This is a genomic window from Janibacter sp. LM, assembly GCF_039631275.1.
In the GTDB taxonomy this organism is placed as follows: Bacteria; Actinomycetota; Actinomycetes; order Actinomycetales; family Dermatophilaceae; genus Janibacter; species Janibacter terrae.
The window spans coordinates 71,283-97,230 of record NZ_JBDIVG010000018.1; the positions used below are offsets into that span (position 1 = coordinate 71,283).

The 25,948-nt window shown below is 72.2% G+C and carries 26 protein-coding genes; 11 read left to right on the forward strand and 15 right to left on the reverse strand.

Annotated features, from left to right (window positions below):
• Positions 1 to 41: 41 nt before the first annotated feature.
• Together ABC138_RS10935 and dapA are read right to left on the reverse strand one after the other, a co-directional pair.
• The gene (locus tag ABC138_RS10935; protein WP_345913688.1) at positions 42 to 1,727 is read right to left on the reverse strand and encodes a ribonuclease J; all 1,686 of its coding nucleotides are present in this window, start codon (positions 1,725 to 1,727) and stop codon (positions 42 to 44) included.
• Entirely contained in the window at positions 1,724 to 2,617 is an 894-nt protein-coding gene (gene dapA, locus ABC138_RS10940; protein ID WP_345913690.1) for a 4-hydroxy-tetrahydrodipicolinate synthase, read from the reverse strand. Before dapA ends, ABC138_RS10935 begins: the two co-directional genes overlap by 4 nt.
• Positions 2,618 to 2,660: 43 nt before the next feature.
• Between dapA and ABC138_RS10945 the strand changes: the two genes are divergently transcribed.
• The 4 genes from ABC138_RS10945 to ABC138_RS10960 are packed head-to-tail and all read left to right on the forward strand — an operon-like array spanning position 2,661 to position 5,884.
• Positions 2,661 to 3,470: a thymidylate synthase gene (locus ABC138_RS10945; protein ID WP_345913691.1), complete on the forward strand. Its 810-nt coding sequence runs from the start codon at positions 2,661 to 2,663 to the stop codon at positions 3,468 to 3,470.
• Complete coding sequence (locus ABC138_RS10950; RefSeq protein WP_345913692.1) at positions 3,467 to 4,459, forward strand: dihydrofolate reductase; 993 nt, start codon at positions 3,467 to 3,469, stop codon at positions 4,457 to 4,459. Before ABC138_RS10945 ends, ABC138_RS10950 begins: the two co-directional genes overlap by 4 nt.
• A 37-nt stretch (positions 4,460 to 4,496) precedes the next feature.
• Complete coding sequence (locus tag ABC138_RS10955; protein ID WP_068423406.1) at positions 4,497 to 5,126, forward strand: SatD family protein; 630 nt, start codon at positions 4,497 to 4,499, stop codon at positions 5,124 to 5,126.
• Positions 5,123 to 5,884 carry a hypothetical protein gene (locus ABC138_RS10960; RefSeq protein WP_345913694.1) on the forward strand — a complete coding sequence of 254 codons (762 nt, stop codon included), beginning with the start codon at positions 5,123 to 5,125 and terminating at the stop codon, positions 5,882 to 5,884. Before ABC138_RS10955 ends, ABC138_RS10960 begins: the two co-directional genes overlap by 4 nt.
• A 27-nt stretch (positions 5,885 to 5,911) precedes the next feature.
• Here ABC138_RS10960 and ABC138_RS10965 read toward each other — a convergent pair whose 3' ends face one another.
• Positions 5,912 to 6,901, reverse strand: a complete 990-nt coding sequence (locus ABC138_RS10965; protein ID WP_345913695.1) for an SMP-30/gluconolactonase/LRE family protein — start codon at positions 6,899 to 6,901, stop codon at positions 5,912 to 5,914.
• A 76-nt stretch (positions 6,902 to 6,977) separates the two neighbouring features.
• On the opposite strand from ABC138_RS10965, the gene ABC138_RS10970 reads away from it, so the two are divergent.
• The 4 genes from ABC138_RS10970 to ABC138_RS10985 are packed head-to-tail and all read left to right on the forward strand — an operon-like array spanning position 6,978 to position 9,284.
• Positions 6,978 to 7,700 carry an enoyl-CoA hydratase-related protein gene (locus ABC138_RS10970; protein ID WP_345913696.1) on the forward strand — a complete coding sequence of 241 codons (723 nt, stop codon included), beginning with the start codon at positions 6,978 to 6,980 and terminating at the stop codon, positions 7,698 to 7,700.
• Positions 7,700 to 8,254 carry a GNAT family N-acetyltransferase gene (locus ABC138_RS10975; RefSeq protein WP_068423399.1) on the forward strand — a complete coding sequence of 185 codons (555 nt, stop codon included), beginning with the start codon at positions 7,700 to 7,702 and terminating at the stop codon, positions 8,252 to 8,254. Before ABC138_RS10970 ends, ABC138_RS10975 begins: the two co-directional genes overlap by 1 nt.
• The gene (locus tag ABC138_RS10980) at positions 8,251 to 8,967 is read left to right on the forward strand and encodes an AzlC family ABC transporter permease (protein WP_338537876.1); all 717 of its coding nucleotides are present in this window, start codon (positions 8,251 to 8,253) and stop codon (positions 8,965 to 8,967) included. Before ABC138_RS10975 ends, ABC138_RS10980 begins: the two co-directional genes overlap by 4 nt.
• Positions 8,964 to 9,284 carry an AzlD domain-containing protein gene (locus ABC138_RS10985; protein ID WP_068322831.1) on the forward strand — a complete coding sequence of 107 codons (321 nt, stop codon included), beginning with the start codon at positions 8,964 to 8,966 and terminating at the stop codon, positions 9,282 to 9,284. Before ABC138_RS10980 ends, ABC138_RS10985 begins: the two co-directional genes overlap by 4 nt.
• 18 nt (positions 9,285 to 9,302) lie before the next feature.
• Here the strand turns inward: ABC138_RS10985 and dapB are convergent, their stop codons facing one another.
• Positions 9,303 to 10,043 (reverse strand): 4-hydroxy-tetrahydrodipicolinate reductase, encoded by a 741-nt coding sequence (gene dapB / locus ABC138_RS10990; protein WP_345913698.1) that lies wholly within the window; start codon positions 10,041 to 10,043, stop codon positions 9,303 to 9,305.
• 114 nt (positions 10,044 to 10,157) lie between these two features.
• Here dapB and ABC138_RS10995 point away from each other — a divergent pair, with 114 nt between their 5' ends.
• Positions 10,158 to 10,325, forward strand: a complete 168-nt coding sequence (locus ABC138_RS10995) for a hypothetical protein (RefSeq protein WP_169701824.1) — start codon at positions 10,158 to 10,160, stop codon at positions 10,323 to 10,325.
• A gap of 133 nt (positions 10,326 to 10,458) precedes the next feature.
• Here the strand turns inward: ABC138_RS10995 and ABC138_RS11000 are convergent, their stop codons facing one another.
• From ABC138_RS11000 to lpdA, 7 genes are all read right to left on the reverse strand, one after another.
• A complete protein-coding gene (locus ABC138_RS11000; protein ID WP_338537874.1) occupies positions 10,459 to 12,888 on the reverse strand; it encodes a polyribonucleotide nucleotidyltransferase in 2,430 nt (809 codons plus the stop codon).
• Between the two features lie 176 nt (positions 12,889 to 13,064).
• Positions 13,065 to 13,334: a 30S ribosomal protein S15 gene (gene rpsO / locus ABC138_RS11005; protein WP_068322822.1), complete on the reverse strand. Its 270-nt coding sequence runs from the start codon at positions 13,332 to 13,334 to the stop codon at positions 13,065 to 13,067.
• Positions 13,335 to 13,458: 124 nt separating this feature from the next.
• Complete coding sequence (locus ABC138_RS11010; RefSeq protein ID WP_068322819.1) at positions 13,459 to 13,755, reverse strand: hypothetical protein; 297 nt, start codon at positions 13,753 to 13,755, stop codon at positions 13,459 to 13,461.
• A 27-nt stretch (positions 13,756 to 13,782) separates the two neighbouring features.
• On the reverse strand, positions 13,783 to 14,697 hold the full coding sequence (locus ABC138_RS11015) for a hypothetical protein (RefSeq protein ID WP_345913699.1): 915 nt from the start codon (positions 14,695 to 14,697) through the stop codon (positions 13,783 to 13,785).
• On the reverse strand, positions 14,694 to 15,536 hold the full coding sequence (locus ABC138_RS11020) for a hypothetical protein (RefSeq protein ID WP_345913700.1): 843 nt from the start codon (positions 15,534 to 15,536) through the stop codon (positions 14,694 to 14,696). Before ABC138_RS11020 ends, ABC138_RS11015 begins: the two co-directional genes overlap by 4 nt.
• A 7-nt stretch (positions 15,537 to 15,543) precedes the next feature.
• Positions 15,544 to 17,463 (reverse strand): M6 family metalloprotease domain-containing protein, encoded by a 1,920-nt coding sequence (locus ABC138_RS11025; RefSeq protein ID WP_345913701.1) that lies wholly within the window; start codon positions 17,461 to 17,463, stop codon positions 15,544 to 15,546.
• A 206-nt stretch (positions 17,464 to 17,669) separates the two neighbouring features.
• Complete coding sequence (gene lpdA / locus ABC138_RS11030) at positions 17,670 to 19,067, reverse strand: dihydrolipoyl dehydrogenase (protein WP_345913702.1); 1,398 nt, start codon at positions 19,065 to 19,067, stop codon at positions 17,670 to 17,672.
• A gap of 77 nt (positions 19,068 to 19,144) precedes the next feature.
• Between lpdA and ABC138_RS11035 the strand changes: the two genes are divergently transcribed.
• Both ABC138_RS11035 and ABC138_RS11040 read left to right on the forward strand, forming a co-directional pair.
• Complete coding sequence (locus tag ABC138_RS11035) at positions 19,145 to 21,442, forward strand: carbon starvation CstA family protein (protein WP_345913703.1); 2,298 nt, start codon at positions 19,145 to 19,147, stop codon at positions 21,440 to 21,442.
• Entirely contained in the window at positions 21,439 to 21,642 is a 204-nt protein-coding gene (locus ABC138_RS11040) for a YbdD/YjiX family protein (RefSeq protein ID WP_068322804.1), read from the forward strand. Before ABC138_RS11035 ends, ABC138_RS11040 begins: the two co-directional genes overlap by 4 nt.
• On the opposite strand, the gene ABC138_RS11045 is transcribed toward ABC138_RS11040, so the two are convergent.
• From ABC138_RS11045 to ABC138_RS11060, 4 genes are read right to left on the reverse strand one after another with little or no spacing between them, the layout of a single operon-like run.
• Positions 21,643 to 23,640 (reverse strand): penicillin-binding transpeptidase domain-containing protein, encoded by a 1,998-nt coding sequence (locus ABC138_RS11045; protein ID WP_338537869.1) that lies wholly within the window; start codon positions 23,638 to 23,640, stop codon positions 21,643 to 21,645.
• Positions 23,637 to 24,125, reverse strand: coding sequence for a rod shape-determining protein MreD (mreD, locus tag ABC138_RS11050; RefSeq protein ID WP_169701823.1), 489 nt, complete (start codon positions 24,123 to 24,125; stop codon positions 23,637 to 23,639). Before mreD ends, ABC138_RS11045 begins: the two co-directional genes overlap by 4 nt.
• Positions 24,122 to 24,898, reverse strand: coding sequence for a rod shape-determining protein MreC (mreC, locus tag ABC138_RS11055; protein ID WP_068322794.1), 777 nt, complete (start codon positions 24,896 to 24,898; stop codon positions 24,122 to 24,124). Before mreC ends, mreD begins: the two co-directional genes overlap by 4 nt.
• The gene (locus ABC138_RS11060; RefSeq protein ID WP_303621104.1) at positions 24,898 to 25,947 is read right to left on the reverse strand and encodes a rod shape-determining protein; all 1,050 of its coding nucleotides are present in this window, start codon (positions 25,945 to 25,947) and stop codon (positions 24,898 to 24,900) included. The genes mreC and ABC138_RS11060 overlap by 1 nt, the downstream gene beginning before the upstream one ends.
• Between the last annotated feature and the right edge of the window lies 1 nt (position 25,948).

Consider the following 25,948-nt stretch of genomic DNA (forward strand, 5'->3'; position numbering starts at 1 on the left):
CGGGTCACCCGAGAATCCTGGGACGCGCGGGGCACCGTCTCCTAGGCCGCCACGACCACCGGGATGATCATCGGGCGGCGACGGATCTTGCCGCCGACCCAGCCACCGACGGCGCGGCGCACGACCTGCTGCAGCTGGTGGGTGTCGGTCGTGCCCTTCCTGGTCGCCTCGTCGAGCGCGGCGATGATCTTGGGCTTGACCTGGGTGAAGATCTCGTCGTCCTCGGCGAAGCCGCGGGCGGTGATCTCGGGGCCGGCGATGACCTTGCCGGTCGAGGAGTCGACGACGACCATGACCGAGATGAACCCCTCGTCGCGCAGGATGCGGCGGTCCTTGAGCAGCTCCTCGGTGGTGCCGCCGACGCTCGAGCCGTCGACGTAGACGTACCCACAGGGCACGGCGCCGGCGATGCGGGCGCGGCCGTCGACGAGGTCGATGACGACACCGTCCTCGGCGAGCACGACGTGGTCGGGGTCGACCCCGGTCTGGATCGCCAGCTCGGCGTTGGCCACGAGGTGGCGCCACTCGCCGTGGACCGGCATGACATTGCGCGGCTTGACGATGTTGTAGCAGTAGAGCAGCTCACCGGCGCTCGCGTGACCGGACACGTGCACCTTGGCGTTGCCCTTGTGCACGACGTCGGCACCCAGGCGCATGAGGCCGTTGATGACGCGGTACACGGCGTTCTCGTTGCCGGGGATGAGGCTCGAGGCGAGCAGCACGGTGTCCCCGTCGCCCACGTCGATGCGGTGGTCGCGGTTGGCCATGCGCGACAGGGCCGCCATCGGCTCGCCCTGGCTGCCCGTGCAGATCAGGACGACCTCGTTGTCCGGGTAGTTGTCGAGCTTCTTGACGTCGACGAGCACGCGGTCGGGCACGTGCAGGTACCCCAGGTCCGCAGCGATGCCCATGTTGCGCACCATCGAGCGACCGACCATGGCGACCTTGCGGCCGTTGCGCTCGGCGGCGTCGAGCACCTGCTGGACGCGGTGCACGTGGCTGGAGAAGCAGGCGACGATGATCCGGCGCTGCGCCTTGTGGAAGACGGTGTCGATCGCGGGACCGATCTCGCGCTCGGGCGTGGTGAAGCCCGGCACCTCGGCGTTGGTCGAGTCGGTCATGAAGAGGTCGACGCCCTCCTCACCGACGCGGGCGAAGGCCCGCAGGTCCGTGAGGCGACGGTCCAGCGGCAGCTGGTCCATCTTGAAGTCACCGGTGTGCAGGACCGTGCCGCCCCCGGTGCGCACGAAGACCGCGAGCGCGTCGGGGATCGAGTGGTTGACGGCGATGAACTCGCAGTCGAAGACGCCGAAGGACTCGCGCCCGCCCTCCTTGACCCCGAGGGTCCAGGGCTTGATCCGGTGCTCCTTGAGCTTGGCCTCGACGAGGGCCAGCGTGAGCGTCGAGCCGACGAGCGGGATGTCGGGCTTGTGCTTGAGCAGGTAGGGCACAGCGCCGATGTGGTCCTCGTGGCCGTGCGTGAGGACGATGGCCTGCACGTCGTCGAGCCGGTCGAGGATGTACTCGAAGTCCGGAAGGATCAGGTCGACGCCGGGCTGGTGGTCCTCGGGGAAGAGGACGCCGCAGTCGATGACGAGCAGCTGGCCCTCGTGCTCGATGACCGCCATGTTGCGTCCGACCTCACCGAGGCCGCCGAGCGGGATGATGCGCAGCGCGCCCGGGGCGAGGGCGGGCGGCAGCAGCAGGTCGGGGTGCGGGTGGCTCATGCTGCCCCGATCCCGGAGGCGGCCAGACCCTTGCGCAGGATGTCGAGGTGCTCGTCCGGCCCCTCGACGTAGGGCAGGCGCACGCTCGCGTGCTCGATGACGCCGAGCTCGACGAGGGCGGCCTTGGCCATGATCGCGCCCTGCGAGGTGGACATGATCGCGTTGGTCACGGGGATGAGGCGGTGGTGGATCGCGCGGGCGGCGGCGAGGTCACCGGCGTCGACGGCCTCGACCATCGCCCGGTACTCGCGCCCCGCGACGTGGCCGACGACGGAGACGACGCCGTGGGCGCCCTGGGCGAGGTGCGCGAGGTTGACCTCGTCGGCACCGGAGAACCACAGCAGGTCGGTCGTGGCCATGACCTCGGAGGAGGCCCAGAGGTCGCCCTTGGCGTCCTTGACGGCGAGGATCCGCTCGTGGTCGGCGAGCGCGATGAGCGTGTCCACTGCGAAGGGGGTCGCGGTGCGCCCCGGGATGTCGTACAGCATGATCGGCAGCTGCGCCGCGTCGGCGATCGCGCGGGTGTGGGCGAGCAGGCCCGCCTGCGTCGGCTTGTTGTAGTACGGCGAGACGACCAGCAGGGCGTCGGCGCCGGCGCGGGTCGCGGCCTGCGACATCTCGATGGCGTGCGCCGTGTTGTTGGAGCCGACCCCGGCGGTCACGGCCAACCGGTCACCGGCGGCCTCCTTGACGGTCTCGACCATCGCGATGCTCTCGGCGGAGCTGAGGGTCGGCGACTCGCCGGTCGTGCCGTTGACGACGACACCGTCGTGTCCGGTGGCGACGAGGTGCTCGACGAGGTCGGTGACACCCTTCGTGTCCACCGCGCCGTCTGGGGTCATCGGGGTCACCATCGCGGTGATCACCCGGCCGAAGGGGGAAGTCGTCATGCGTCTCAGGGTAGCCGTCGGTGGGGACGTCTATCGTGGCGCCATGCGCCAGTACCTCGACCTCCTCGAGCACGTCCGCGACCACGGGGTCGACAAGTCCGACCGCACCGGCACGGGGACCCGCAGCGTCTTCGGCCACCAGATGCGCTTCGACCTGGCCGCGGGCTTCCCGGTGCTCACGACCAAGAAGCTGCACCTGCGCTCGATCATCGGCGAGCTGCTGTGGTTCCTGCGGGGCGACACCAACGTGCACTGGCTGCAGGAGCGCGGCATCAGCATCTGGGACGAGTGGGCCGACGAGCAGGGCGACCTCGGTCCCGTCTACGGGCACCAGTGGCGCTCGTGGCCCGCACCCGACGGTTCGAGCATCGACCAGATCGCCGGGGTCATCGAGGGCCTGCGCACCAACCCCGACAGCCGGCGGCACATCGTGTCCGCGTGGAACGTCGCCGAGGTCGGGGACATGGCGCTGCCGCCCTGCCACACGATGTTCCAGTTCTACGTCACGCCGGCGAGCGAAGGGGGCAGGCCCACCTTGTCCTGCCAGCTCTACCAGCGCAGCGCCGACGTCTTCCTCGGTGTCCCGTTCAACATCGCCTCGTACGCGCTGCTGACGATGATGGTCGCCCAGCAGGTCGACATGGAGCCGGGTGAGCTCGTGCACACCCTCGGTGACGCGCACCTCTACCTCAACCACCTCGAGCAGGCCGACCTGCAGCTGACCCGCTCCCCCGGCCCGCTGCCGAGGATGGAGATCGCCCACCGCGACTCGATCGACGCCTACGAGATCGAGGATTTCACGCTCGTCGGCTACGAGGCCGCCCCGAGCATCAAGGCGCCGATCGCCGTATGAGCCGGCCCCGCCCCGTCCCCGAGGACCTGCGTGGCCGCGTGCCGCTCGTCGCCGCCTCGTACGCGGTGATGACCCGCGAGGGCGCCTCCGGCACCGAGGTGCTGCTGCAGCTGCGCCGGGGCACCGGCTTCATGGACGGCTGGTGGGCGTGCGGCGCCGCCGGCCACGTCGAGGACGTCGCACCGCCCAGCGAGGCGCTCGCCCGCGAGGTCGACGAGGAGCTCGGCGTGCGGGTCGTCACGGCGTCGCCGCTCACCACCGTGCAGCGCTCGACGCTGGCGGGACGTCTCGAGCAGCGCGCCGACTTCTTCTTCCACGTCACCGACTGGGTCGGCGAGCCGACGTTGCGGGAGCCGGACAAGGCGGCGGACCTGCGGTGGTGGCCCCTGGCCGGGCTGCCGGCGCGGGTCGTGCCGCACGAGCGGGTCGTGCTGGAGGGGCTGCGTGACGGGGGGCCGCCCCCCTTCGTCGAGCTGGGCCACGACCAACGGCTCGTCCTCGTCGCCGCGCTCGGCGCCAACCGTGCCATCGGCGTCGACGGCGGCATGCCGTGGCACCTGCCCGAGGACCTCGCGCACTTCAAGGCCCTGACCATGGGCGGGGTGATGATCATGGGCCGGCGCACCTGGGACTCCATCGGGCGCGCGCTGCCCGGGCGCACGACGATCGTCGTCACCTCCGACCCCGCTTGGTCGGCCCCCGGCGCCGTCGTCGTCCACTCGCTCGCCGAGGCCCTCGTCGCGGGCGGCCCCGGAGAGGTCTTCGTCGTCGGGGGCGGCGAGATCTACCGCCAGACCATCGCCCTGGCCTCGCGGCTGGAGCTGACCGAGATCGACGCCGCGCCCGACGCCGAGGTCTTCTTCCCCGAGGTCGACCCCACGGCGTGGCACGAGGCGCGGCGCGAGGCGCGAGAGGGCTTCGACTTCGTGACCTACGAACGGAACCCCTCATCAACCGCAGAGGTTGATTTTCGTTTAGATCAACGTTAGCGGTTGATTTATCGATGAATTCACCTATGGTGTTGACATGAGCACCGTGGCCACCCTCATCGGGGACGTCGTCGGATCCCGGACCACCCCCGACCGTCACGCCCTGCACGACGCCCTCGAGACCGCCCTCGAGACCGTCAACACGATGACCTCGCCCGTCCAGCCGCTGCGGATCACCGTCGGCGACGAGTTCCAGGGTGCCTGGACGCGCCGCGGCGAGGCGGTCCACGCGGCCCTGCTGCTGCGCCTGGCGCTCCTGCCCGCCGTCGACACCCGCTACGGCCTCGGGTTCGGCGAGGTGACAGCACTCAGCGACGACGGCGCCGTCCAGGACGGTCCCGGCTGGTGGCTGGCGCGCGAGGCGATCACCCGCGCCAAGGACGACGAGGAGCGCACCCGCGCCGACGGCCGGGTCGTGCGCACGCGCTGGTGCGAGGACTCCCCCACGGGCCTGGCCATCGACGCCGCCGTGCGCCACCGAGACCTGCTCATCGCCGCGCTCGACGACCGCTCGGTCCGCCTGCTGCGCGGGCTGCTCGCCGGGCGCACCCAGCGCCAGCTCGCGGCCGACGAGGACATCTCCGCGGCTGCCGTCAGCAAGCGCGTCCACGTCGACGCCCTCGACCAGCTCATCCGCCTCGACGCCGACCTGGAGGTCCTCCCGTGAGCGTGCTCGCCGCCCTGCTCGTCGCCGTCGGCGCCGCTGACCTGCTGCGCAGCCTCGGCCCCCAGCCCTCCGACGCCGGCCGCGAGACGCGTGGCGTCCCGGCCGCCGGCCTGCTCGTCCTCGTCGTCGTCGCGGCCGCCGCCGGCCTGCTCACGACCTGGGGCGGGGTCGTCCTCACCGCCCTGGCCGTCGTGGGCCTCGTCGCCTGGCTCGTCTGCGCGGAGCGGGCCGACCGCGGGAGCGGTCACGCCCGGGCCCTCGCGGTCTTCGCCCTCGCCGTGCTCGCGCAGCTCCTCGGGTCGGGGTGGGCGCCGCCGGTCGGCGGGTGGTTCGCCGACTGGCTCGCGTGGAGCCACCTGCCCTGGCAGCCCGATCCCGACCGGGCGCTCCTGCTCGCCGGCCTGGCCCTCGTCCAGCTCGCCACGGGCAACCGCCTGGTGCGCCTCGTGCTCGTCACCACGGGCGCCCTGCCGGCCCGACCGCTCCCGGGACGCAGCGACGGCGAGCTGCGCGGCGGGCGGCTGCTCGGCCCGCTCGAGCGGCTCTTCATCCTCGGCCTCGGCCTCGCCGGCGAGCTGACCGCGGCCGGGCTGGTCATCGCCGCCAAGGGCCTCATCCGCTGGCCCGAGCTGCGCTCGCACGCCGACGACGACACCTCGCCCGGAGCCATCGGGATCGACAAGGTGACGGAGTACTTTCTCGTCGGCAGCTTCGTCAGCTGGCTGGTCGCGATGACCGCCCTCGTGCTCGCCTCCTGACGACCGCGGCCGAGCGGGTGCCTCGCTTCAGCGCGGCACGTCGATCCACGCGAGCGCCGGCTCGACGAGACTGCCCAGCCAGACGCGCCCGTCCTGCTCCCGCACGCCGGTGGCCATGTGCCAGTCGGTGGCGTCCGCCGAGAGGTCGTGCACGAGCACGCCGGAGTCGTCGTGGGCGGTGACCCGGACGGTGCGGCGCGGGCTCGGCTTGAGCGCGTCCGGCAGCCGCAGCGCCAGGTCGCGCACCCGCTGCGGGCCGCGCTGGAGCAGGCCGAGGACCGGGTCCGGCGGGGAGGCGATCGCCGACCAGACGAGGCCGTCGGAGCCACGGGAGATGTTGTCGGGATACCCCGGCAGCCCGTCGACGAAGACCTGCTCCGCGGGAGGCGCGGCGGCACTCCCTTCGTCCCCCACGACGTGACCCGCCGCCGGCCGGCCAGCGTCCAGCCCGACCCGACGGATCCGCCCGAGCGCGCACTCGGCGACGAGGACGGCGCTCTCGTCCGCGAGCAGCGCGACGCCGTTGGCGAAGGCCAGCCCGTCGAGGACGGTCTCGACGCTGCCGTCGACGTCGCGGCGCAGCAGGCGACCGCTGCGGGTGTGGTCGACGAGGTCGGACTTCCACTCGTCGATGCCCCACCGACGCGAGGAGTCGCTGAACCAGACCGTGCCGTCCGCGGCGACCGCCGCGTTGTTGGTGAAGGCCAGACGCGTCCCGTCGACGTGCGTCACGAGCTCGTCGATCCCCAGGTCGCCGTCGACGTCGACGGCGAGCAGGCCGCGGCGTGCGTCGCACACGAGGAGGCGGCCGTCCGGCAGCCACTCCAGTCCGAGCGGTCGGCCGCCGGTCTCGACGACCCGCTCGCTGCGACGGCCGTCCGGGGTGATGACGATCACCGCCCCGTCGGCGGTGCCCGTCCACACCCGCCCGTCCGGCCCGAGGAGGACGTCCTCGGCTCCGGCGCCGGGCACCGGCACCGTGGTGATCTCGACGGTCGTGGGCTCGTGGTGGTCCATGACCCCACCCTAGGGACGACGGGCGGAGGAAGGGAGGGCCCGCGGGCCTCCCTTCGCCGCTTCGTATGCTGGCGACGTGCCCATCACCAGCGAGACCACCGATGCCGTCACGGTCCTGACGATCGACCGCACCCATCGCCGCAACGCCCTCGACCTGACGACGCTCGAGGAGCTCCACGCAGCAGTCGTCGCAGCCGTCGGGTCCGGTTGTCGCGCGCTCGTGCTCACCGGTGCCGAGGGGCACTTCTGCGCGGGCGCCGATCTCACCGAGCTCGAGGACGTGTCCTTCACCGAGCGGCTCGCCGAGGTTCTCCAGCACCTCGCCGGCGTCCCGATCACGACCGTCGCCGCGATCTCCGGCTCGTGCATGGGCCTGGGCATGCAGCTGGCCGTCGCCTGCGACCTGCGTGTCGTCGACGCACCAGCCCGTTTCGCGGTACCGGTCGCCAAGCTCGGCCTCATGGTGGACAAGTGGACGCTCGACCGGGTCGCGCGCTGCTGGGGCGAGGGCGCCGCCCGCCACATGGTGCTCACCGCCGCCGTCCTCACCGAGGACGACGCGTGGCGCCTCGGCTTCGCCCAGGTCCGCGGCGGCCTCGACACCGCGATCGACCTCGCCCGCTCCGCCGTGCCGCTCGCACCCCTGTCGCAGGCCGGGTCCAAGCTCGGGATGGGCGCCGCCCCCGGCCCCGACGGCGACTACTCCGCCGCCTTCGCCCGCGCCTGGGCGAGCGAGGACCTCGTCGAGGGCCAGCGTGCCTTCGGCGAGCGCCGCACCCCCACGTTCGTCGGCCGCTGATGACCACCGCCGACGCCAGCGTCCGCAGCGCCACGGTCAACGACGCACCTGCCGTCGGGCAGACCCAGGCGCTCGTGTGGCAGGAGGCCTACGACGGCATCGTGCCGCCGCAGGTGCACGCCGCCTTCGACCCCCAGTCCTTCGCCACCGCCTGGCGCGACTCCCTGCGCACGCCGCCCCAGGGGGTGCACCGTCTCCTCGTCGCCTGCGCCGGCGAGCAGGTCGTCGGCTTCGTCGCGATCGGTCCGAGCCAGGACCCCGACGCCGGGCAGGCGACCGGTGAGGTCACGGCCCTCGGCGTGCACCCGATGCACCGCCGGCAGGGCCACGGGTCACGACTCGTCAACGCCGCCGTCGACATCCTGCGCGAGGCCGGTGCCGAGCACGTCGCCGCCTGGTGCCTCGTCGAGCACGAAGGGCTGCGCGCCTTCCTCACCGGCTCCGGGCTCGAGCCGGACGGCGCCTACCGCGACCGGGTCGTCTCCCCCGACGGTGCCACCGCACGCGAGGTGCGCCTCACCGCGGCGGTGGCGGACCCCCCTTCGCCCTCGTGAGCGAAGCCGTGCGTGAGGTCGCCGAGGCCCGCAAGCAGGGGCTCTCGATCGGCATCGCGAGCGGGACGTACGGCATCAGCTTCGGCGCCCTGTCGATCGCTGCCGGGCTCGACCTGTGGCAGACGATGGCGTTGTCGCTGCTGCTCTTCACCGGGGGCTCGCAGTTCGCCCTCGTCGGGATCATCGGCTCCGGCGGCAACCCCGTGACGGCCGTCGCGACCTCGACCCTGCTCGGGATCCGCAACGGCCTCTACGGCCTGCAGCTCGCCCGGATCCTGCGACTGACCGGGTGGCGCCGGGTCACCGCCGCGCAGCTGACGATCGACGAGTCGACGGCGATCTCGCTGGCACAGAGCACACCCGAGGGGCGCCGGGCCGGGTTCTGGGCCGGCGGCACCGGGGTCTTCGTCTTCTGGAACCTCTCGACGCTGCTCGGCGCGCTCCTCGGCAACGCCCTCGGCGACCCCCGGGTGTGGGGTCTCGACGCGGCGGCGGCAGCGGCCTTCGTCGCCCTCATCTGGCCCCGGCTGCAGGACCGCACCGGTCGGGTGACCGCGGCGCTCGCCGCCGCGATCGCCCTCGTCATGCTCGTGCCCACGCCTGCCGGCGTACCGGTCCTGCTCGCCGCGATCGCCGCCGTCGTCGTGGGCCTCCTCGACCGCACGCCGAGCACGGCGCGCGACATCGAGCAGCCCGAGGGGGACCTGCTGTGAGCACGACCGCCCTGTGGGTCACCGTCCTCGCCGCGTGCGCGCTCGGCTTCGCGGCGAAGTACGCCGGCTACCTGGTGCCGGAGTCCCTCGTCGACGGACCGAGGCGCTCGCGGATCATCGGCCTGCTGCCGGTCGCGCTGCTCGCCGGGCTGCTCGTCACCCAGAGCGTCGGCGGTGGCGACGGGATCGTCCTCGACGCCCGGCTGGCCGCCGTCGCGCTGGCCGTCGTGCTGATGTGGCTGCGGGCGAACTTCGTCGTCGTCATCTTCGGCGCGGCCGCCCTGGCCGCAGGCCTGCGCGCACTCGGCTGGGGCTGACGGACCCGACCTCGGGTCTCACAGGCCCAGGACGTGCTCCAGGCCGACCGTGACGCCGGGGTGCTTCGCGACCTCACGCACACCGGTGAGGACACCGGGCATGAAGGAGACCCGGTCGAAGGAGTCGTGGCGGATCGTCAGCATCTCGCCCTCGTTGCCGAGGAGGACCTCTTGGTGGGCGACGAGGCCGCGCAGGCGGACCGCATGCACCGGGACGCCCTCGACGCGCGCACCGCGGGCGCCGTCCGGGTCCTCCGTCGTCGCATCCGGGACCTCGCCGAGCCCCGCCTCGGTGCGCGCCTGCGCGATGAGCTCGGCGGTACGGGTGGCGGTGCCGCTCGGGGCGTCGACCTTGCGCGGGTGGTGCAGCTCGACGACCTCGACGGACTCGTAGAAGCGCGCGGCCTGCTTGGCGAACTGCATCATCAGGACGGCACCGATCGCGAAGTTGGGGGCGATGAGCACGCCCACTCCCCCCTTCGCCTCGACCTCGGTCCGCAGGGCGGCGGCGCGCTCGTCGGTCCACCCGGAGGTCCCGACGACGACGTGGACGCCGCGCTCGACGCAGTGGCGGACATTGCGCTCGCTCGCGGACAGGACGGTGAAGTCGATGGCGACGTCGGCGCCGCCGAGGTCACCCAGGTCGTCCCCGTCGTCGAAGCGGGCGACGAGCTCGAGGTCGTCCGCCCCCTCGACCGCCTCGCACGCCGTCCCACCCATGCGCCCCGCGGCGCCGATCACTGCCACCTTCGTCGTCATGGGCACAGCCTACGAAGGGGATCAGCACGCGACGCCACCGGCGGGTTGTTCACCTTCTGTTCATGTCGGTGCTATGGTCCGACATGAACACAAAGTGAACAGGAGGTGTCCGTCATGACCGTTACCCATCTCGAGCAGGCCGATCCGAAGAAGGCCGAGACCACTCGCCCCACCCCGAGGCTGACCTGCACCTGGGTCGCCGTGCGCGGAGAGGACGGCGAGACCCGCATGGAGATGCGCTGGCTCGACGAGACCCGTCGCACCGCACGTCACGCTGCCTGAACGAGCCACCGCTCCCCCAGCCAGGAAGCCCCGCCACCACGTCGCTGGTCGCGGGGCTTCCTCGTGTCCCCACGCACGACGAAGGGGGCCGACCCTCCCGTGGGAGAGCCGGCCCCCTTCAGGGACCCTGGGGTCAGTCGTCCTGAGCGGCACCGGACTCGTCGGAGCCCGACCCGGACACGGACGCGGGGCCCGACTCGCTGGCCTCGTCGTCACCGCGGCGGCGACGACGGCGACCGCCGTCGCGACCACCCTCACGACCACCGTCGCGACCACCCTCACGACCACCGTCGCGACCACCCTCACGGCGACCGCCACGACCACCCTCGTCGTCACCGCCGGAGGCCATCTCGGCCTCCTGCTCGGGGGTGAGGACGGCGGCGAGGCTGAGCTTGCCGCGCGGGTCGATCTCCTTGAGCTCGACCTGGACCTTCTGGCCGATGCCGAGGATGTCCTCGACCGCGTCGATCCGCTTGCCGCCGACGAGCTTGCGCACCTCGGAGATGTGCAGCAGGCCGTCCTTGCCCGGCAGGAGCGAGACGAAGGCACCGAAGGTCGTCGTCTTGACGACGGTGCCGAGGAAGCGCTCACCGACCTCGGGCATCTGCGGGTTGGCGATCGCGTTGATCGCGTTGCGCGCGGCGTCCGCGGACGGGCCGTCGACCGCACCGATGAAGACGGTGCCGTCGTCCTCGATGCTGATGTCGGCGCCGGTGTCGTCCTGGATCTGGTTGATCATCTTGCCCTTCGGGCCGATGACCTCACCGATCTTGTCGACGGGGACCTGGACGGTGATGATGCGCGGCGCGGTCGGCGCCATCTCGTCCGGGGTGTCGATGGCCTCGTTCATGACGTCGAGGATGTGCAGACGCGCGTCGCGGGCCTGGGTGAGCGCGCCACCGAGCACGGAGGCGGGGATGCCGTCGAGCTTGGTGTCGAGCTGGATGGCCGTGACGAACTCACGGGTACCGGCGACCTTGAAGTCCATGTCGCCGAAGGCGTCCTCGGCGCCGAGGATGTCGGTCAGCGCCGCGTACTGCGTCTGGCCGTCGACCTCGTCGGAGACCAGGCCCATGGCGATGCCGGCGACCGGCGCGCGCAGCGGCACACCGGCGTTGAGCAGCGACAGGGTGGAGGCGCAGACGGAGCCCATCGAGGTCGAGCCGTTGGAGCTCAGCGCCTCGGAGACCTGACGGATCGCGTAGGGGAACTCCTCGCGGGGCGGCAGCACCGGCATGAGCGCACGCTCGGCGAGCGCTCCGTGGCCGATCTCGCGGCGCTTCGGGCTGCCGACCCGGCCGGTCTCACCGGTCGAGTAGGGCGGGAAGTTGTAGTTGTGCATGTAGCGCTTCTTGGTGACCGGGCTCAGTGAGTCGATCTGCTGCTCCATCTTGAGCATGTTGAGCGTGGTGACACCCATGATCTGGGTCTCGCCGCGCTCGAAGAGCGCCGAGCCGTGGACGCGCGGCAGCACCTCGACCTCCGCGCCGAGGGCGCGGATGTCGGCGAGGCCACGGCCGTCGATGCGGACCTTGTCGCGCAGGATGCGCTGGCGGACCTGCGCCTTCTGCACGGAGCGGTAGGCGGCGGACAGCTCCTTGTCCCGACCGAAGAACTCGCCGGGAGCCTCCTCGGTGCCCGCGAGGGAGGCCTTCATGGCGTCCTTGATCTCGTCGAGCCGGTCCTCGCGCTCGACCTTGCCGGCGATCGTCAGCGCGGTCGCGAGATCCGCGGAGGTCGCAGCCTCGACGGCGGCGTAGGCGTCGTCCTGGTAGTCGAGGAAGATCGGGAAGTCCTCGACCGGCTTCGCGGCCTTGGCAGCGAGGTCGGCCTGGGCGTCGCACAGGACCTTGATGAACTGCTTGGAGGCCTCGAGGCCCTCGGCCACGACCTCCTCGGTCGGGGCGGTCTTGCCCTCGTTCTTCACGAGGTTCCACGTGGACTCGGTGGACTCGGCCTCGACCATCATGATCGCGACGTCGTCACCCGCGATGCGGCCGGCGACGACCATGTCGAAGGTCGAGCGCTCGATGTCGCTGAAGTTCGGGAAGGCGACCCACTGGCCGTCGATGAGCGAGACGCGCACCGCACCGATCGGGCCCGAGAAGGGCAGACCGGAGATCTGGGTGGACGCGGATGCCGCGTTGATCGCGAGCACGTCGTACTGGTGGTCCGGGTGGACGGACAGGACGGAGATGACGACCTGGACCTCGTTGCGCAGACCCTTCTTGAAGGTGGGGCGCAGCGGGCGGTCGATCAGACGGCAGGTGAGGATGGCGTCCGTGCCGGGACGACCCTCACGGCGGAAGAAGCTGCCCGGGATGCGACCCGCGGCGTACATGCGCTCCTCGACGTCCACCGTCAGGGGGAAGAAGTCGAAGTGGTCCTTCGGGGTCTTGCCGGCCGTCGTGGTCGACAGGAGCATGGTCTCGCCGTCGAGGTAGGCGACGACGGCGCCGCCGGCCTGCTTGGCGAGGCGCCCGGTCTCGAACCGGACCGTGCGGGTGCCGAACTGGCCGTTGTCGATCGTGGCCTCGGCGAACTGGATCTCAGGACCCTCCATCGGGTCCTCCTTTTCTCTCTGCTACCGGGTGCATCGTCGTTGTGCCCCGGTCATGTCTTCGGTGGTGACGGTCTTCAGTTGTCGCATCTTCAGTTGTGGTTCCTCCGGGGTTCACACTGTCCCCGGATACGCGAAGAAGCGGCCCCCAGTCTCGGGAACCGCTCTCCACGACATACTTATCGGCGCAGGCCGAGGCGCTTGATCAGCGCGCGGTAGCGCTCGATGTCGGTGCTCTCCAGGTAACGCAGGAGGCGGCGACGCTTGCCCACGAGGAGCAGCAGACCACGACGGCTGTGGTGGTCGTGCTTGTGCTCGCGGGAGTGCTCGGTGAGGTCCTTGATGCGCTGCGTGAGCATCGCGACCTGGACCTCGGGGGAACCGGTGTCACCTTCGACGGTGGCGTACTCGGTCATGATCTGCTTCTTGACTTCAGCGGTCAGCGGCATGCGGTGACACTGCTCCATTCCTGGGTTGTTGCGCGGCGCGCCCGGGCTGGTTCACCGGGGCTCTTGGATCCGCGGCCGATCTAACGGCAACCCGTGCAGATTACCAGTGCGTCGCCCACGCCCCCTAATCCGCGGGGGGCCCCTCGTCCGCGACGGAGCGGACCGTGATGCGGCGGGGGCCGGTCACCTCGACCTCGACCACCCAGGACGGCTCGCCCGACAGCCTCTCGACGAGCTCCGGGGGGACGAGCGCGGTGTACTCGTCGCCCGCGGCGTCGGTCATGAGGTGGGCCACCTCCCCGACCGGCTCGGTGCGCTCGACGCTCACGGGCACGGTGCACCACCCCGGCGCGGGCCCCTCCTCGGGACGCGAGCCCGGGGCGCACCACACGAGCGAGCGGTTCTCCATCGCCTGCACCATCTCGACTCCTTGCTCCGGGCCGCGGTCTCAGGCCGCGTCGCGTCCAGCCAACCATGTCGCGAGCGAGTGCGCGATGGGCATCCCGGTCGGCTCCTCGAAGCAGCTGTACGCGGGCGACGGGTTGACCTCGAAGCACCACCACCTCCCGTCCTCGTCGTGCAACAGGTCGACCCCCGCGAAGGGCAGCTCGAGCTCCTCGGCGAGCCGCACGCAGCCTCGCGCCAGGTCGTCGGGCAGCTCCACGGGCGTCATCGCGGTCCCCCCGCCCCCCTCCGGGTAGCGGTAGTCGAGCGTCTCCGAGTCGACGGCACAGGCATGCACGGTGTCACCGACGACGTGCACCCGCACGTTGGTCCCGGTGAGCAGCCGCTGGAACTGGGTCGGCAGGTGCCGGACCCGCTCGAGGTCGTCCAGGCGCTCCCCCGCCAGCTCGTGCACGACGGACCGCACGCCGCTCACCGACTTGTAGACCACCCGCCCGTGTCGTCGCAGGAAGCGCCGCGCCTCCTCCGGGTCGCTCGTGACCAGCGTCTCCGGCACGTCGAACCCCAGCGCGCGGATCAGCGCAGCCTGGTACGGCTTCGAGGTGTTGCTCGACATCGCACGCGGGCGGTTGGCGACACGCAGCGGAGCGACATCCGCCCACGCGGTCATCGCCGCGAGGGCCGCCTCCTGCCGACGGTCGCGAAGGGGGTCGGGGACCAGACCGGCGACGTCCGGCCCGCTGAGCCGGAGGTAGAGGCCGGTGGCGCGCGAGAGGTCCACGCGCGCGCCGTGCCGACCGCACCAGGCACCGACGACCCCGCCGCGCACCTCGACCTCGAGCTGCCAGGCGTGCGCCTCCTCCTCGGCGAGCAGGAGCACCTCCATCCCCTCCCGGGAGGCCCGGTCGAGCAGGAGGCTCACGGGTGGCTCGCTGGGGCTGCCGACGACGATGATCATGCGACGCGCCTGCCCGCGTGCTCCGCGGCGCGCCCCTCGAGGTGTCGGGCCAGCATCTGCAGACCGGCCGGTGCCGTCGTCGTGGGCACCGGGTCCACCCCGAGGACCTCCGGCCCCCCGGGGCGCGGCCCGGGCACCGACAGCAGCACGCTCGCGACCTCGAGGTCGAGGGAGCGCACGAGGGCGCGAAGGGGACCGACCAGGCCGGCGGGCGCGTCGACGACGTCCCCGCAGACGAGGACCTGCCGGCGCCCGGGCGGGATCTCGGAGCTGCCGACCATCGGCTCGGCGAGCACCGGCCGCCCTGGCCCGCGGCCGGGGGCGTCCACGTGGCGCGGGATCCCCCCTTCGACCCAGGGGCGGCGCTGCCCGCCCGGCCAGCGTTCCCCGGGGACCCGGGCCGCGTCGGCGGCGAGGAGGAGGTCCGGGGTCGCCAGCCCGACCGCGGCACAGGCGGGCGCCAGCCGCAGGAGGTCCGGCGCCGTGCCGCACAGGGCCCCCGGGCTCGGCCGGTTGACGACGACCTCACGACGGCTCCACAACCAGGACAGCCCGGCGGCGTGCATCTCCGCCGCCGCGTACTCCGCGTCGGCCGACCGGGCGAAGGGGCGGGCCCGGAAGGTGACCGCGCGACACCAGATGACGTCGTACCCGGGCGGTTCGGGCTCGAGGTCGCTCGCGCACGGGCCCGACGCCGGGGTGTGGGTCGTGCTCGCCCGCGCGAGGTGCAGGTCGTCGGCGAGCTCGACCCTCCCCACCCCCCGGCGGCGCAGCACGGCGGCCACGGCCATCGCGGTGACGTCCCGGGGTGGGGCGATGATCAGGATCGACGGGACCATCGCGGGCTCAGCCGGGCGGCAGGGTGTCGAACTCGGCCTTGGCCCCGGTCGACCCCTCCTCGACCGCCGACCGCAGCGCGTCCGGGCCACCGCTGCTGCGACCGAGGTCCGGCCGCTCCGCCTCGCCGATGAAGGGCTCGGCACCCTCGCTCCAGCCCTCGTCGGGCCCGCTGCCGCCCAGCGACTCGAGGAGACCGTGGACCGCCGTCTCGAGCGCATCGAGCCGGGCCTCGAGGTCGCCGACCGACTCCGCGGCCGGGTCGGGCGCGGACGACCACCACTGCCCTCGGCCGAAGGGACGTTCGGCGAACTTCTCCCCGAACTTGTTGTCGGGGAACTTCTCCTCACGCAGCCCCTTGCCGTCACGGACGTCCTTGAGCCCCTTGCCGCGGTCGTCGCGCAGGTCCTTGATCGGCTTGCCGTCGCGCAGGTCCTTCATCGGTTTGACGTCGACGTCGGGCCACCGCTTCCACCCGTCCCGGATGTCCTTGATGTCCTTGGCCTCCCGCAGCTTGGGTGCGGTGAAGCAGCGCACCTTCAGCTGGACGGTCATCGCGGCGGACGAGGCCGGGATGGCGGAGATCTCCACGCAGGTGGACGCCCCGGCGAAGGACGTGCTGCTCGGCGTCGACGAGTCGTTGAAGGTGGTGTTGCCGGACGAGCCGGGGAAGGGGTCGCCAGCATCCCCGCGGTTGGTGTTGAGCTCGAGGTGCCGACTGCCGTCGGCCTGGAGGAGCCCGACCTTGTAGTGCGACTCGTTGGTGTTGCCGGTGACCGCCTCGTCGATGTGCCACACGAGCAGATCGGCCCCCGGCAGCGACTGGTCGTAGCCCGTGCGCTGCCGGTTCTCGACGAGGAAGTACTCGTTGCCACCCAGCCCGTCCTTCCACAACCGGTAGGCGGTGCGGCCCGTCTTGATGTCGTTGATCGTGACCGTCGCGTTGGTCGACTGCACGACGACGCTCGCCCACCCCTGGGTGAGCTTGCACCAGGCGGACGGGTGGGTCGGGCGGTCACCGCCGCCGCCCCACGAGCCTCCTCCCATGAGGCACCAGTTGCCCACGCCCTCGGACGTGCCGTCGGTGTCGTACAGGTCGGGCCAGCCGAAGATCAGGTGCCCGATCTCGTGCGCGCTGACGCCGATCTTCGCGTCCTCGGGGATGGTGAGGTAGGCGAAGACCTTGGTGCCGTCGACGGTGCGCTCGGCGGGCAGGACCCACTTGTGCGACCAGATGTCGGTGGCCTGCCCGGTCTGCTCGGCACCGCGGCCGGCGTGCACCACGATGAAGGCGTCGACGAACCCGTTGCCGTCGTTGTCGTAGGGCCCGAAGTCGACGTCGGCGTTGGCCGCGGACAGCGCGTCGTTCGCCATCGTCCGCGCGTTGGGCGTGGTGGCCTGCGTGCCGTTGGCGCTCCCCGCGTAGCTGGCCAGGGTGCGGGGCATCCGGTACGGGCCCACGACCTCCCCGGTGATCGTCACGAGGCCGCCCGACACGTCGGAGAAGTACTCCGTCACGCTCCCGGCGGGGAGCTCACCGTACGAGAAGAAGAGCCGGCTGAAGCGGTCGTCGGCGTCCGCTGCCATCGTCTTGTCGGAGAAGTCCACGAGGACGACGACGACCCGCACGTCCCCGCGGAGGGGGGCCCGGTCCAGCGCCGCGCGCTGGGCCACGGCGGCCGTCGTCCCGGTCGGGAAGTACGTGCCGGGGAAGATGAGCCCGTCGTCGAAGCCGACGTGGTCGGGCGCCTTGAGGGTCAGGTGGTCGGCGAGGGTCCCGAGCTCCTGGTCGCGGACCTGCTCGCGCAACCGTTGGAACTGCTCCTTGAGCTGTTCGTTGAGCTCGGGGTCCGGCGCGACGACGCACAGGTCGTCGACGCGGTGTGGTCGGATCGTCCGAGGCCGTGCTGTATCGCTGTGACTGTCCATGATGACTCTCCGTCAAAACCATCGACCCCGGGTCCTGTCCGGGGGAACAGCAGCTGCGCCATCTCATCCTGACAGCGCCACCACCGGGCGACAAGGTCCCGGCCAGCCCTGTCGCCCAGCGGTAGTCGGCGCCCTCGGCGGCACCTGGGGAGGACGAGCGAAGGGGGGCGCGGCCGATGTGGCCGCGCCCCCCCTTCGTCAGTGCGTCAGAGGTTGATCATGTGCCCCGCGATGCCCTCGACGGCCTCCTTGACCGCCTCGGAGAGCGTCGGGTGCGCGAAGACGTTGCGGGCGACCTCGTCGGCGGTGAGGTCCCACTTCTGCGCCAGGGTGAGGACCGGGAGCAGCTCGGTGACGTCGGGGCCGATCATGTGGGCGCCGAGGATCTCGTTGTGCTCGGCGTCCGCGACGACCTTGACGAAGCCGACCGCGTCGCCCAGGCCCATGGCCTTGCCGTTGGCGGTGAAGGGGAAGGTCGCCGTCTTGACGTCGTACCCCTTCTCCTTCGCCTGCTCCTCGCTGTAGCCGAAGGAGCCGATCTGCGGGTGGCAGTAGGTCGCGCGCGGGATGAAGTCGTACTCGACCGGCATGGTCTCGGCGCCGTTCATGTGCTCCGCGGCGACGACGCCCTGGGCCTCGGCGACGTGGGCGAGCATGAGCTTGGCGGTGCAGTCACCGATGGCGTAGACGTTGTCGACGTTGGTGCGGCAGTACTCGTCGATCTCGATGGCGCCGCGCTCGGTGAGCTGGACGCCGATGGACTCGAGGCCGTAGCCCTGAGTGCGCGGGGCGAAGCCGATGGCGGACAGGAGGCGGTCGGCCTCGAGCACCTGGGAGTCGCCCCCCTTCGCCGGGGTGACGGTGACCTTGACGCCCGAGCCGGTGTCCTCGACGGACTCGACCTTCGTGCCGAGCATGACCTTGACGCCGAGCTTCTTGTAGTGCTTGGCCAGCTCCTTGGACACGTCGGCGTCCTCGGTGGGGACCATGCGGTCGAGGAACTCGACGATCGTCACGTCGACGCCGAAGTTCTTCATGACGTAGGCGAACTCGACGCCGATGGCACCGGAGCCGGCGATGATGATCGAGCCGGGGAGGTTCTCGTCGAGGATCTGCTCCTCGTAGGTGACGACGTTCTTGCTCACCTCGACGCCGGGGAGCATGCGGGTGGTCGCGCCCGCGGCGACGATCAGCTTGTCGAAGGAGACGGTCTTGGTCTCTCCGTCGTTCAGGGCCACGTCGACCGTGTTGGCGGAGGTGATCGTGCCCCAGCCGTCGATCTCGGTGATCTTGTTCTTCTTCATGAGGAAGTGGACGCCCTTGACGATGCCGGCGCTCACCTGGCGGGAGCGGGCGTGCGTCGGCCCGAAGGACATCGTGACGTCGCCCTCGATGCCGAACTTCTTCTTGTCGTGGGTCAGCGTGTGCGCGAGCTCCGCGTTCTTGATGAGCGCCTTGCTGGGGATGCAGCCGACGTTGAGGCAGACACCGCCCCAGTACTTCTTCTCGATCACCGCGACCGTGTTGCCGAGCTGCGCGGCGCGGATCGCCGCCACGTAGCCACCGGGTCCGGCACCGAGCACAACAACGTCGAAATCAGCCATGGCCGACAGCCTAGCCACAGGTCGACTACGTTCAGACACGAGTCCGCATCACACCGCCGTGAGCAGCAGGAGTGACCATGAGCCAGCAGGCCGGGTCGAGTCCCCTCGTCGAGGAGAGGGACGGCGTCGAGCGGGTCCGTACCGACAGCGACCGCCCTCCTGTCGCGGTGCGCGCACCGCACCTCGTGACGGGAAGGGAGAAACTCGTCTTCGCCCTCATCGGCCTGCTCGGGGCGATCGGCTGGGCGATGATCGCGGTGGTCCGCGGCGAGCACGTCACCGCGGTCTGGTTCGTCTTCGCGGCGGTGTGCACGTACATCATCGGGTACCGCTTCTACGCCCGCCTCGTCGAGTACAAGGTCCTCAAGCCGCGTGACGAGCGCGCCACCCCCGCAGAGGAGTTCGAGAACGGCAAGGACTTCATGCCAACCGACCGGCGGGTGCTCTTCGGGCACCACTTCGCCGCGATCGCCGGCGCCGGTCCGCTCGTCGGTCCTGTCCTCGCGGTGCAGATGGGGTACCTGCCCGGCACGCTGTGGATCGTCTTCGGTGTCGTCTTCGCCGGCGCGGTGCAGGACTACATGGTCCTGCACCTGTCGATCCGCCGTGGCGGTCGCAGCCTCGGCCAGATGGCCCGGGACGAGCTCGGCCGGGTGGGTGGCACGGCCGCGATCGTCGGCGTGCTCGCCATCATGCTCATCCTCATCGCGGTCCTCGGCATCGTCGTCATCGGCGCGCTCGCCAACTCCCCCTGGGGCGTCTTCTCCATCGCGATGACGATCCCGATCGCCCTCTTCATGGGGCTCTACCTGCGCTTCCTGCGGCCCGGTGCCGTCGGCGAGGTCTCGCTCATCGGCGTCGTCCTGCTCGTCGTCGCGATCATCGGTGGCGGCTGGGTGTCGGACCACCCGACGCTCTCGGGCACCTTCACCCTCGAGCCGATCACGCTGGCCTGGCTGCTCATCGCCTACGGCTTCGCTGCCTCGGTGCTGCCGGTCTGGCTGCTCCTCGCCCCGCGCGACTACCTGTCGACGTACATGAAGGTCGGCACCATCGCGCTGCTGGCCATCGGCATCCTCGTGGCACGCCCCGAGGTCAGGATGCCGGCGGTCACCGAGTTCGCCTCGACCGGGACGGGGCCGGCCTTCGCCGGCTCGCTCTTCCCCTTCCTCTTCATCACCATCGCCTGCGGAGCGCTGTCCGGGTTCCACGCGCTGATCGCCTCGGGCACGACGCCGAAGCTCATCGAGAAGGAGAGCCAGGCCCGCTTCATCGGCTACGGCTCGATGCTCACCGAGTCCTTCGTCGCCGTCATGGCGATGGTCGCGGCCGTGAGCATCGACCAGCACATCTACTTCGCGATGAACGCCCCGGCGGCCCTCACCGGCGGCGAGCCGGGCAGCGCCGCCGACTACGTCAACGGCCTGCCGCTCCTCACCCCCGGCGGCGGCCCGGTCCCGCCGGTCGACGCGGCGACGCTGCAGCAGGCCGCGGACAGCGTCGGCGAGGAGACGATCATCTCCCGCACCGGTGGGGCCCCGACGCTGGCCTTCGGCATGAGCGAGGTCATGAGCGTCTTCGGCGGCGACTCGCTCAAGAGCTTCTGGTACCACTTCGCGGTGATGTTCGAGGCGCTCTTCATCCTCACGACGGTCGACGCCGGCACCCGCGTGGCGCGCTTCATGTTCTCCGACGCGCTCGGCAACCTGCCCGGCCTGGGCCGCTTCAAGGACCCGTCGTGGCGGCCGGGCGCGTGGCTGTGCAGCTTCCTCGTCGTGGCCGGTTGGGGCTCGATCCTCGTCATGGGCATCCTCGACCCGCTCGGCGGGATCTACACGCTCTTCCCGCTCTTCGGCATCGCCAACCAGCTGCTCGCGGCGATCGCGCTGGCGGTGGTGACGACGATCATCGTCAAGCAGGGCAACCTGCGCTGGGCCTGGATCCCGGGAGTCGCCCTCGTGTGGGACCTGGTCATCACGCTGTGGGCCTCCGCGCTGAAGATCTTCAGCAGCAACCCCAAGATCGGCTACTTCGCCCAGCGCGACGCCTTCGTCGAGGCCCGGGACAAGGGTGAGCTGCTCACCGGGGCCAAGAGCGCCGCGGACATGGACAAGATCATCTTCAACTCCGGCGTCCAGGGCGCGCTGTCGATCATCTTCGCGGTGCTCGTCGTCATCGTCGTCGTCGCCGCGGTGGCCGTGATGGTCCGCGCGGCCCGCGCCGGTGGCCTGCCGACGAGCGAGACGAAGGGGGTCCCCTCCCGGATCTTCGCGCCGTCCGGCCCGATGGCGACCCCGGAGGAGAAGGCCGTCCTCGCCGAGTGGCGAGAGGCGGGCCTCGAGCCCTCCCCCGCGGCCAGGCGCGGCCACCGATGAACGCGGTGACGGGCTCCCCCTTCGACGTGCTGCGGCGGATCGGCCGCTTCGTGTCGGGGGTGACCGGCGCCGACCGCTACGAGCGGTACGTCGAGCACCTGCAGCGGGTCCACCCGGGCGCTCCCGTGCCGACGCGAGCGGAGTTCTGGCGGGCGCACTACGAGGAGCAGGAGCGCCACCCGGGCACCCGCTGCTGCTGATCAGTCCCGGACGCCCGCGAGCGTCTCGTGGATCTCCCTCGCGATCGGCGCAGCGGACGCACCACCGGTGCCGCCCTGCGACACGACGACCGCGACGACGTAGCGCGGCCTGGTCGTCGGCGCGTAGGAGACGAACCACGCCGTGTCCTCCTTGCCGTAGACCTCGGCGGTGCCGGTCTTGCCGGCAACCGGCCAGCGGCGCAACGGGAAGCCCTCGAAGGCCGAGCGGGCGGTGCCGCCGGGCTCCGAGACGACGTCACCGAGCGCGACCCGCAGCAGCGCGCCCGACTCCCCCGGCAGGTCGACCTGGCGGGCGGTCGGTGCGTCGATCGCGGTCCTGGTCCCGTCGGGGGCGATGCCCGCGCGGGCGAGGTGCGGCGCCGGCTCGCGCCCGTCAGCGGCGATGGTGCCGTAGACGCGGGCCATCTGGAGCAGGGTCGCCGTGACGTCGCCCTGCCCGATCGACAGGTTGGCCTCGTCGCCGGGACGGAACTGGTAGCCGTTGTCGCAGTTCTCCCGGGCGATCGCGGTGAGGTAGGCGCGGCGGGTGGGGTCGGCGATCTCCGGGTGGCCGCGCTCGGCCTCGCGGCAGGAGGCGTCCTTGGTCGTGTCCCACCACTCCTGCTTCCAGGCGCGGTCCGGGATGCGGCCCGCGGACTCGGCGGGCAGGTCGATCCCGGTCGGCTCGCCGAGCCCGAGGTCGCGCGCGGTGTCGATGAGGGGGTCACCGTCGTCGTCGGCGGACAGGCCGCCCTGCTCGCGCCACACGTCCTCGGCGACGCGGTAGAAGACCGTGTCGCAGGAGACCTTGATCGCCTCGCGCCAGGTGATCCACCCGTAGGCCCGCGACTCGAAGTTGTTGAAGGTCCGGTCCCCGATCCGGTGCGAGGCGGAGCAGTTGACCTCGTCGTCGAGGTCGGTACCCGCCGCGACGGCGCCGGGCAGGGTGACCGCCTTGAAGGTCGAGGCCGGGGGCTGCGCCACCCCCGCCACGCGGTCGATGAGCGGGCTGCCGTCACCCTCGGTGAGCCGCTCGTACTGCTCCTGGGTCACGCCGCGCGACCAGACCGAGGGGTCGTAGGTCGGCACGCTCGCGGAGGCGACGACCCCGCCGTCGCGCAGGTCGAGGACGACCGCGGCCGCGCTGTCGGCGGCGTTGCCGCGCGCCCTCGCGTCCCGGATCCCCTGGGCGAGAGCGGACTCCGTGCGGCGCTGGATCGGCAGGTCGAGCGTGGTCACCAGGTCCGACCCGGGGACGGGCTCGCTCCGGCCCACCTCCTCGACGGCGACCCCGCGGGCGTCGACGCGCACGTCGCGGTACCCGGGGCGCCCGCGCAGCAGCTCGTCGTACTGCCGCTCCAGGCCGGAGGCGCCGACGAGGTCGTCGGCCGAGATCGCGCCCCCCGAGGCCTCGACGGTCGCGGCATCGGGTCGCGCGAGGTACCCGGTGGTCTGCGGGGCGCCGCCCCCCTTCGCCCGTGGGTAGCCGCGGACCGGCTGCCGGGTGACGGCCACGCCCGGGTAGAGCTCGGGACGCTCGGTGATCGCCGCGGCATCGGCCGGGTCGACGTCGACGGCGACCGGCACCGGGACCAGGGCGGAGCCGGGCCAGCAGGCCGGCGGGTCGGCCGCCCCGGGTGCACCGCAGAGGGTGGTCCTCCCCCACAGCCGCGCGAAGGGGAGGTCCAGCGCCTCGCTGAGTCGGCGGACCGTCGCGCGCCCGCCGTCCGGGGCATCGGCGAGCGAGGCGCGGTCGATCGTCAGGTCGGTGCGCACCGCGTTGTCGACGAGCGGTCGGCCGTCGCGGTCCAGGATCCGGCCGCGCAGGGCGGGCAGCGCCACGCGGGTCGTGCCCGGGCCCTGCACCCCGGGGTCCGCGGCCGGGTGGTCCGTGAGCTGCAGCTGACCGAGACGCCCGAGGAGCACCCCGGCCATGAGCGCGAGGACGGCGAGCGAGGCGAGCATGCGGGCCTGCATGCGGGGCGCGCGAGGCCTCATGCCAGTCCCCTCGTCACGAGGGTGGCCTCGAGGCGCTCGACGAGGCCGACGACGACGAGACCGAGGGTCGCCGTGGCGAGCACCTGCCAGCCGAGCGCTCCCCATGCCACCGGCCGCGCGCTGGCGAGATCGATGAGCACGGGCGCCGCCCGGGTGACGACCACAGCGAGCACGACGACCGGCACCGGCCACCACCACGGGTGGCCGGAGCGCCGTCGGGCCGTGCCGGCGACCCACCCGGCCGCCGCGTAGGCCAGGCCCGAGAGACCGAGCGGCGCACCGACGGGCGGGGCGAGGTCGACGAGCCAACCGCCGACGAGCCCGATGAGCGCCCCGGAGGGCGAGCCCGCGGCGAGGGCTACGCCGACGACGACGAGCAGGACGAGGTCGGGCGGGGCGAGCACCCCTCGGGCGCCGAGCGCGAGCACGGCGACGAGGGCGAGGGCGAGGGCGAGCAGGCGCACCGGCCAGCGCAGGCCGCTCACGGGGTGCGCCGGCTCGTGCGGCCGGGACCGACGACGACCGCGACGACGTCGACGGTCGCGAGGTCGACCGCGGGATCGACGACGGCGGTGTCGGTGAGGGCGCCCGCGGCGTGCTCGACGCGCGTCACCGTGCCGACGTGGATCCCGGGCGGGTACGGCCGTTGCCCGGGGCTGCCGAGCGTCGTGACGTCGTCCCCCTTCGTCGTCCGGGCGCGGGTGAGCTGGGTGATGACGAGCTCGTCCGCGGCGTGCGTCGTCGTGGGGTCCGACCCCGACAGGGTGCCGATGACTCCTCGCGGCCCGGTGCGGACCCCGACGCCCGCATCGGGCGCTCCGACGACGGCGACGTCGGCGCTCCAGTCGGCGACGGAGACGACCCGGCCCACGAGGCCGTCCGGGGCGATGACCGCGCTGTCGACGCGCACGCCGTCGCGACGGCCGACGTCGATCGTCACCCGCTCCGGGCCGGACGCCCCGGCGCGGTCGAGCGCGACCACGCGCGCGCTGACCGTGCGCAGCTCGCCCGCGTCGAGCTCGTCGAGAGCCCGTCCCGCACGGGCCTGCTCGCGCAGGGTCCGGATCTCCTCGGCGAGGCGGATGTTGTCCCGCTCGAGCCGGTCGGCCTCGTCGTCACCGGGCGCGACGAGGCGCTCGACGGGGCCCAGGACCGCGTCGCCGGCCCCGCGCAGGGGGCCGAGCGGCGCACCGGCGAGGTCCGCCAGCAGCACGAGCAGCGTGAGCGCGAGCAGCACGGGCAGGACGCGGCGACGCATCAGAACCGGTGGCCGTCGACGAGGACGGGTTGCAGTGCGGCGAAGTCGTCGACGCACCGGCCGGCGCCGCGCACCACGGCGCGCAGCGGCGCGTCGGCGACGGTGACGGGGACGCCGAGCTCGTGGCGCAGCCGCGCGTCGAGCCCGCGCAGCAGCGCGCCACCGCCGGTGAGGGTGATGCCGCGCTGGAGCACGTCGCCGGCGAGCTCGGGCGGGCAGCGGTCGAGGACGTCACGGACCAGGCCGACGACCTCACCGACGGGCCCGGCGATGGCCCGCCGGATCTCGGCCGAGCCGACGTCGACGGTCTTGGGCAGGCCCGTGACGAGGTCGCGGCCGCGCACGCGCGTGGACACCTCGGTGGCGAGCGGGAACGCGGAGCCGACCTCGACCTTGATGTGCTCGGCGCTCCGCTCCCCGAGCAGCAGCGAGAGGTGGCGGCGCACGTGGTCGACGATGGCGTCGTCGATGGCGTCGCCGGCGGTGCGGGTGCTGCGCGAGGCGACGATCCCGCCGAGCGCGATGACGGCGACGTCGGTCGAGCCGCCGCCGATGTCGACGACCATCGAGGCCTGGGTGTCGGTCACCGGGAGGCCGGCGCCGATGGCGGCGACCATCGGCTCCTCGACGAGGTAGACGCGCCGGGCTCCGACGCGCAGGACGGCCTCCTCGACCGCCCGACGCTCGACACCCGTGATGTCGCTCGGGATGCACACGACGACGCGCGGGCGGAAGACGCGGGACATGCCGACGCGGTCGGTGAACCACCGCAGCATCTGCTCGGTGGCATCGGGCTCGCTGATGACCCCGGCGCGCATCGGACGCACCGCCCGGACGGCCCCGGGCGTGCGCCCGAGCATCTCCTTGGCCCGGGTGCCCGCGGCGACGAGCTCCCCCGTCTCGGCACTCACCGCGACGACGCTCGGCTCGTCGAGGACGACGCCGCGATCCTGGTGGTGGATCAGGGTGTTGGCGGTCCCGAGGTCGATGGCGAGGTCACGGGCCAGGCGTGGGAGCCCTCGGCGTCCTCCTCGTGCTCCCTCCGCCACG

Coding starts and splice junctions, on each gene's coding strand:
- ABC138_RS10965 (WP_345913695.1), bottom strand. CDS start 6,901: ATGGACCACCACGAGCCCACGACCGTCGAGATCACCACGGTGCCGGTG.
- dapA (WP_345913690.1), bottom strand. CDS start 2,617: ATGACGACTTCCCCCTTCGGCCGGGTGATCACCGCGATGGTGACCCCG.
- ABC138_RS11000 (WP_338537874.1), bottom strand. CDS start 12,888: ATGGAGGGTCCTGAGATCCAGTTCGCCGAGGCCACGATCGACAACGGC.
- ABC138_RS11020 (WP_345913700.1), bottom strand. CDS start 15,536: ATGGTCCCGTCGATCCTGATCATCGCCCCACCCCGGGACGTCACCGCG.
- ABC138_RS10950 (WP_345913692.1), top strand. CDS start 3,467: ATGAGCCGGCCCCGCCCCGTCCCCGAGGACCTGCGTGGCCGCGTGCCG.
- ABC138_RS11045 (WP_338537869.1), bottom strand. CDS start 23,640: ATGAGGCCTCGCGCGCCCCGCATGCAGGCCCGCATGCTCGCCTCGCTC.
- ABC138_RS10945 (WP_345913691.1), top strand. CDS start 2,661: ATGCGCCAGTACCTCGACCTCCTCGAGCACGTCCGCGACCACGGGGTC.
- ABC138_RS10975 (WP_068423399.1), top strand. CDS start 7,700: ATGACCACCGCCGACGCCAGCGTCCGCAGCGCCACGGTCAACGACGCA.
- ABC138_RS11015 (WP_345913699.1), bottom strand. CDS start 14,697: ATGATCATCGTCGTCGGCAGCCCCAGCGAGCCACCCGTGAGCCTCCTG.
- rpsO (WP_068322822.1), bottom strand. CDS start 13,334: ATGCCGCTGACCGCTGAAGTCAAGAAGCAGATCATGACCGAGTACGCC.
- ABC138_RS11025 (WP_345913701.1), bottom strand. CDS start 17,463: ATGGACAGTCACAGCGATACAGCACGGCCTCGGACGATCCGACCACAC.
- ABC138_RS10955 (WP_068423406.1), top strand. CDS start 4,497: ATGAGCACCGTGGCCACCCTCATCGGGGACGTCGTCGGATCCCGGACC.
- mreC (WP_068322794.1), bottom strand. CDS start 24,898: ATGCGTCGCCGCGTCCTGCCCGTGCTGCTCGCGCTCACGCTGCTCGTG.
- lpdA (WP_345913702.1), bottom strand. CDS start 19,067: ATGGCTGATTTCGACGTTGTTGTGCTCGGTGCCGGACCCGGTGGCTAC.
- ABC138_RS10995 (WP_169701824.1), top strand. CDS start 10,158: ATGACCGTTACCCATCTCGAGCAGGCCGATCCGAAGAAGGCCGAGACC.
- dapB (WP_345913698.1), bottom strand. CDS start 10,043: ATGACGACGAAGGTGGCAGTGATCGGCGCCGCGGGGCGCATGGGTGGG.
- ABC138_RS10935 (WP_345913688.1), bottom strand. CDS start 1,727: ATGAGCCACCCGCACCCCGACCTGCTGCTGCCGCCCGCCCTCGCCCCG.
- ABC138_RS11040 (WP_068322804.1), top strand. CDS start 21,439: ATGAACGCGGTGACGGGCTCCCCCTTCGACGTGCTGCGGCGGATCGGC.
- ABC138_RS11035 (WP_345913703.1), top strand. CDS start 19,145: ATGAGCCAGCAGGCCGGGTCGAGTCCCCTCGTCGAGGAGAGGGACGGC.
- ABC138_RS11010 (WP_068322819.1), bottom strand. CDS start 13,755: ATGGTGCAGGCGATGGAGAACCGCTCGCTCGTGTGGTGCGCCCCGGGC.